The sequence below is a fragment of the Phenylobacterium sp. genome, assembly GCF_028290885.1.
Lineage (GTDB): Bacteria > Pseudomonadota > Alphaproteobacteria > Caulobacterales > Caulobacteraceae > Phenylobacterium.
Window position 1 is genome coordinate 1 of sequence record NZ_JAQGIZ010000075.1, and the last position, 4559, is coordinate 4559.

Genomic DNA, 4559 nt, shown 5'->3' on the forward strand with positions numbered 1-4559 from the left:
GCCGCGCGCCCAGGCTGTGCGGCACGGCGCGGCCGGCGGCGCGGCCGACGGCCGCGACCACCTCGCTCACCGAGCGGCCCTGCCCCGTTCCCACGTTCACAGCCTCGAAGGCGCCGGCCGGCAGCTCGGCCTCCAGGGCCGCCACGTGCGCGGCGGCCAGATCGCTGACGTGGATGTAGTCGCGCAGGCAGGTCCCGTCAGGCGTGTCGAAGTCCTGGCCGAAGACGGTCAGCGGCTTGCCGTCCCCCAGGGCCGCGGCGATGGCGAGCGGGATCAGATGGGTTTCCGGCTCGTGCGCCTCGCCGATCAGGCCGGAGGGGTCGGCGCCGGCGGCGTTGAAGTAGCGCAGCGCCACGGCGGCCAGGCCATAGGCCCGGCACTGGGCCTGGATCATCCACTCGGCCGTGAGCTTGGTGTCGCCGTAGGGGCTGGCCGGGGCCTTCTCGGCGTCCTCGGCGATTGTTTCGAGGGCGCCCCGCGCGCCCTGGCCATAGACCGCGGCGCTGGACGAGAACACCAGTCGGCCCACCCCGCGCTCGCGCATGACGGTCAGCAGGGCGGTCGTGCCCGCGACATTGACGTCCCAGAACAGGTCCGGACGCGCCACCGAGCGGCCCACCTCGATCAGGCCGGCGAAGTGGATCACCGCCTTGACGCCATGGGTTTCCATAGCCTCGCCCAGCGCGGTGCGGTCGCGGATGTCGCCGTGCACGAAGGGGCCCCAACGGACCGCCTCGCGGAAGCCGGAGCTCAGGTTGTCGTAGACGACCGGCAGGAAGCCCAGCTCATGAAGAGCCTTGGCTGTGTGGGCGCCGATGTAGCCGGCGCCGCCCGTGACCAGCACGGCGGGCGTGGTTCCCCGATCCATGGGGGCGATAATGACCCCTGCGCTTCTCAAGTTCCAGTTAAGGCCAAGCTCCGGCGGAACGATTTCCGGGCGCGCGGGCTTGAATCGGCGGTTGTGACGGGAAAGCCAGGAATCGATGCCCCAGCTTGAGCTTTGGGGCGGTCACGAATGCACCGTGAACCGCGTCGGCGACCTGTTCCACGACCAGACGCGGCGCTCCGGCCATCACGACAGGATCGGCGACCTCGACCGCTTTGCCGAGCTGGGCTTGCAGGCGCTGCGCTATCCGGTGCTCTGGGAGCGCGCGGACCCCGACGGGCGCGGCGGCTTCGACTGGCGCTGGACGGACGAGCGCCTGGCGCGGATCCGGGCGCTGGGCATGCGGCCGATCGCCGGCCTGCTGCATCACGGCAGCGGGCCACGCTCCACCGATCTGTTGGACGAGGGCTTCGCCAAGGCCTTCGCCGCCTACGCCCGCGCCGCGGCCGAGCGCTATCCGTGGGTCGCGGACTGGACGCCGATCAACGAGCCGCTGACCACCGCCCGGTTCTCCGCCCTCTACGGCCACTGGCATCCGCACGCGGCCGACGAGCCGCGGTTCTGGACGGCCCTCGTCAACCAGATCGAGGCCACGCGGCTGGCGATGCGCGAGATCCGCGCCGTGCGGCCGGACGCGCGGCTGGTGCAGACCGAAGACCTGGGGCGCACCTATTCGACGCGGGCGCTGGCCCACCAGGCCGACTTCGACAACGCCCGGCGCTGGATGACCTGGGACCTGCTGGAAGGCCGCGTGACACCCGGCCACCCCCTCTGGCGGCGGCTGGACGACTTCGGGCTCGGCGAGCGGCTGCGCGCGATCGCCGACGACCCCTGCCCGCCCGACGTGCTGGGGGTGAACCACTACCTGACCAGCGACCGGTTCCTCGACCACCGGATCGGCGACTATCCGCCCGAGCGGCTCGGCGGCAACGATTTCATGGCCTTCGCCGACGTGGAGGCGGTGCGCGCGGTCTTACCGGCGCCAGGCGGACTGGAGGGCGCGCTGGACGAGGCCTGGGCGCGCTACGGCCGGCCGCTGGCGGTGACCGAGAGCCACAACGGCTGCACCCGCGAGGAGCAGGTCCGCTGGATCCGCGAGGCCTGGGAGGCGGCCCAGCGCCTGCGCGGCCGGGGCGTCGACGTGCGGGCGGTGACCGCCTGGGCGCTGCTCGGGACCTACGACTGGAACAGCCTGCTCACCCGCCAGCACGGCCACTATGAGGTCGGGGCCTTCGACGTCCGTTCCGACCCGCCGCGGCCGACCGCGCTGGCGGCCGAACTGCAGCGGCTGGCGGGCGGCGGCGAGATCCATCCCGGCGCCACCGGCGCCGGCTGGTGGCGGCGGGATATCCGGTTACAATTCAAGCCTGTATTCCGAACAGTTGAGGCCCCGGAACCGCGGCCGGAGTGGCGCACGCCACCCGCGCCGGCGCGGCCGCTGCTGATCGTCGGGGCCACCGGAACGCTGGGCAAGGCGCTGGCCCGGGCGTGCGAATGGCGCGGGATCGACTACCGGCTGACCGGCCGAGGGGAGTTGTCGTTGGACGACGAGGGCTCCATCGCGCGCGTGCTGGAGGCCGCCCAGCCCTGGGCGGTGGTCAACGCCGCCGGCTGGGTGCGGGTGGACGACGCCGAAGCCGACCCGGCGGGCTGCATGGCCGCGAACGCCGAGGGCGCGGTACGGCTGGCGCGGGCCTGCCGGGACCGCGGCCTGCCGTTTACGGGATTCTCCAGCGACCTGGTGTTCGATGGGCGCCGCGACCGGCCCTATGTCGAGGGTGACGCGCCCGGCCCGCTCAACGTCTACGGGGCCAGCAAGGCGCGCGCCGAGGCGGAGATCCTGGGGCTTGGCGGCCAGGCGCTGATGGTGCGCACGGCGGCGTTCTTCTCCCCCTACGATCCCTATAACTTCGCGGCTCAGGTGCTGAGGACGCTGGCGGCGGGGCAGGCCTTCGCGGCGGCGGACGACCTGGTGGTCTCGCCCACCTATGTGCCGGATCTGGTGGGCGCGGTGCTGGACCTGGTGCTCGATGGGGAGACCGGACTTCGGCATCTCGCCAACGACGCCGCGGTGTCCTGGGCGGACTTCGCGCGGCAAGTGGCCGGCGCGCTCGATCTCGACGCGGGGCTCGTGCAGGGCGTCCCGGCCGCGAGCTTCGGCTGGCCGGCGGCGAGGCCCGCCTACGCGGCGCTGAGCACGGAGCGAGGCCGGATCATGCCGCCGCTGGACAACGCCATCGCGCGCTATGCGGCGGTCGTGCGCGAGGCGCAGTTCGCCGCGGAGGCCGACGCGCTGATCGACCGCGCGGCGGAGGCGCCGGCGCGGGTCAGCTAAGCGCGCGTGCGGCCGCCATCACGCGGATCGCCTTCTCGGCGGTTTCGGCGACGGACTGGCCGGCGCGGTAGAGCTCCCCGCCAAGGCCGAAGGCCCGTGCGCCTGCGGCCCACCAGTCGGCCATGCTCTGCGGGCCGACGCCGCCGACCGCCCAGATCACGGCGGCGGACGGCAGGACCGCTTTCAGCTGCTTGAGGTGCGCGGGGCCGTAGGTCACCGCCGGGAACAGCTTCAGATGCCGCGCGCCGGCCTCCAGGGCGGTGAAGGCCTCGGTGGCCGTCGCGAAGCCGGGCGCGGGGGCGAGCCCCAGCTTGACGGCCCGCCGGATGACCTCGACGCAGGTGTTGGGCGCGACGATGATCCGGCCCCCGGCCTCTGCCACCGCCTCGACCTGCTCGGCGGTCAGCACCGTGCCGGCGCCCACGACCATCCGCCCGCCATAGGCCGCGGCGGCCTTGCCGATACTGTCCAGCGGGTCGGGCGAGTTGAGTGGGACTTCGATACCGCGCACGCCGGCGGCGAACAGGACGTGCGTATGGTCCAGAACCTCGTCGGGACGCACGCCACGCAGGATGGCGACCACCGGGCATTCGGCCAGGGCGTCGTCGAGGGTCATGGCTGGGCTCCGAGCGCGAACAGGCCGGCGATGGCGGCGGCCTCTCCGTCGAACACCTCGACCCCCACGCCGGTTCGATCGAGCGCGCGGCGGTAGCGCTCGCAAAGGGCAGGGTCCCCAAGCAGCGACACATGCGTCGGCGGCTCGCCGAGCAGCTTCGGCACGCTCGCCACCTCGGCGCCGATCAGCAGGCCGGAGAGGTAGCTGGGCGTGCTCCGCGCCTCGGCCTGGCCGCCGACCACGCGTGCCCGGGCGGTGAACAGGCGCGCGGCGAGCGCATCGCCCTCCCCCGCTGCGGCCAGGCCCTGGTCGAAGGCATCCTCGTCGTCGGCCGGCGCGTCGCTCTTCAGCAGGCTGTGCCGGCCAAGCACGGCGAACAGCTCGCCGGTCATTGCGGTGACGAAGCGGAGGATCCGGCCGTCTTCGATCAGCACCCATTTGGCGTGGGTGCCCGGGTGGCAGACGAGGTGGCGGCCGGCCTGGCGGTCGGGATGCCGGGCGAGCCAGCCCAGCACCTGGGTCTCCTCGCCGCGCATGACGTCCGGCGCCCCGGCGATGCCCTCGCAGCGCAGGCCGGGCACGATGCGAACGTTATCGGCGACGGTGGTCAAGCTCCGGGCGAGGTCGGCGAGGCCCGCGGGACAGTCGGCGTAAGGGACCGCCGTCCAGCCGAGATTGGAGCCGACCATGCCGCAAAGGATCGCGGGCAGGCTCTGTGCGTC

Annotated in this window: 4 protein-coding genes; 1 reads left to right on the top strand and 3 read right to left on the bottom strand. The window is 73.2% G+C overall.

Annotated elements, in window-relative coordinates; translation table 11 throughout:
- On the bottom strand, positions 1-868 hold an 868-nt coding region (galE, locus tag JWP28_RS05745), incomplete at its 3' end, for a UDP-glucose 4-epimerase GalE (protein WP_299540964.1).
- A 115-nt stretch (positions 869-983) separates the two neighbouring features.
- On the opposite strand from galE, the gene JWP28_RS05750 reads away from it, so the two are divergent.
- Positions 984-3221, top strand: a complete 2238-nt coding sequence (locus JWP28_RS05750) for a family 1 glycosylhydrolase (RefSeq protein WP_299540967.1) — start codon at positions 984-986, stop codon at positions 3219-3221.
- Here the strand turns inward: JWP28_RS05750 and JWP28_RS05755 are convergent.
- Together JWP28_RS05755 and JWP28_RS05760 are read right to left on the bottom strand one after the other, a co-directional pair.
- On the bottom strand, positions 3214-3837 hold the full coding sequence (locus tag JWP28_RS05755) for a 2-dehydro-3-deoxy-6-phosphogalactonate aldolase (RefSeq protein WP_299540970.1): 624 nt from the start codon (positions 3835-3837) through the stop codon (positions 3214-3216). The genes JWP28_RS05750 and JWP28_RS05755 overlap by 8 nt on opposite strands.
- The coding region (locus JWP28_RS05760; RefSeq protein WP_299540973.1) for a 2-dehydro-3-deoxygalactonokinase at positions 3834-4559 on the bottom strand (726 nt) is incomplete at its 5' end. The genes JWP28_RS05755 and JWP28_RS05760, both read right to left, overlap by 4 nt.

Coding starts and splice junctions, on each gene's coding strand:
- JWP28_RS05750 (WP_299540967.1), top strand. CDS start 984: ATGCCCCAGCTTGAGCTTTGGGGCGGTCACGAATGCACCGTGAACCGC.
- JWP28_RS05755 (WP_299540970.1), bottom strand. CDS start 3,837: ATGACCCTCGACGACGCCCTGGCCGAATGCCCGGTGGTCGCCATCCTG.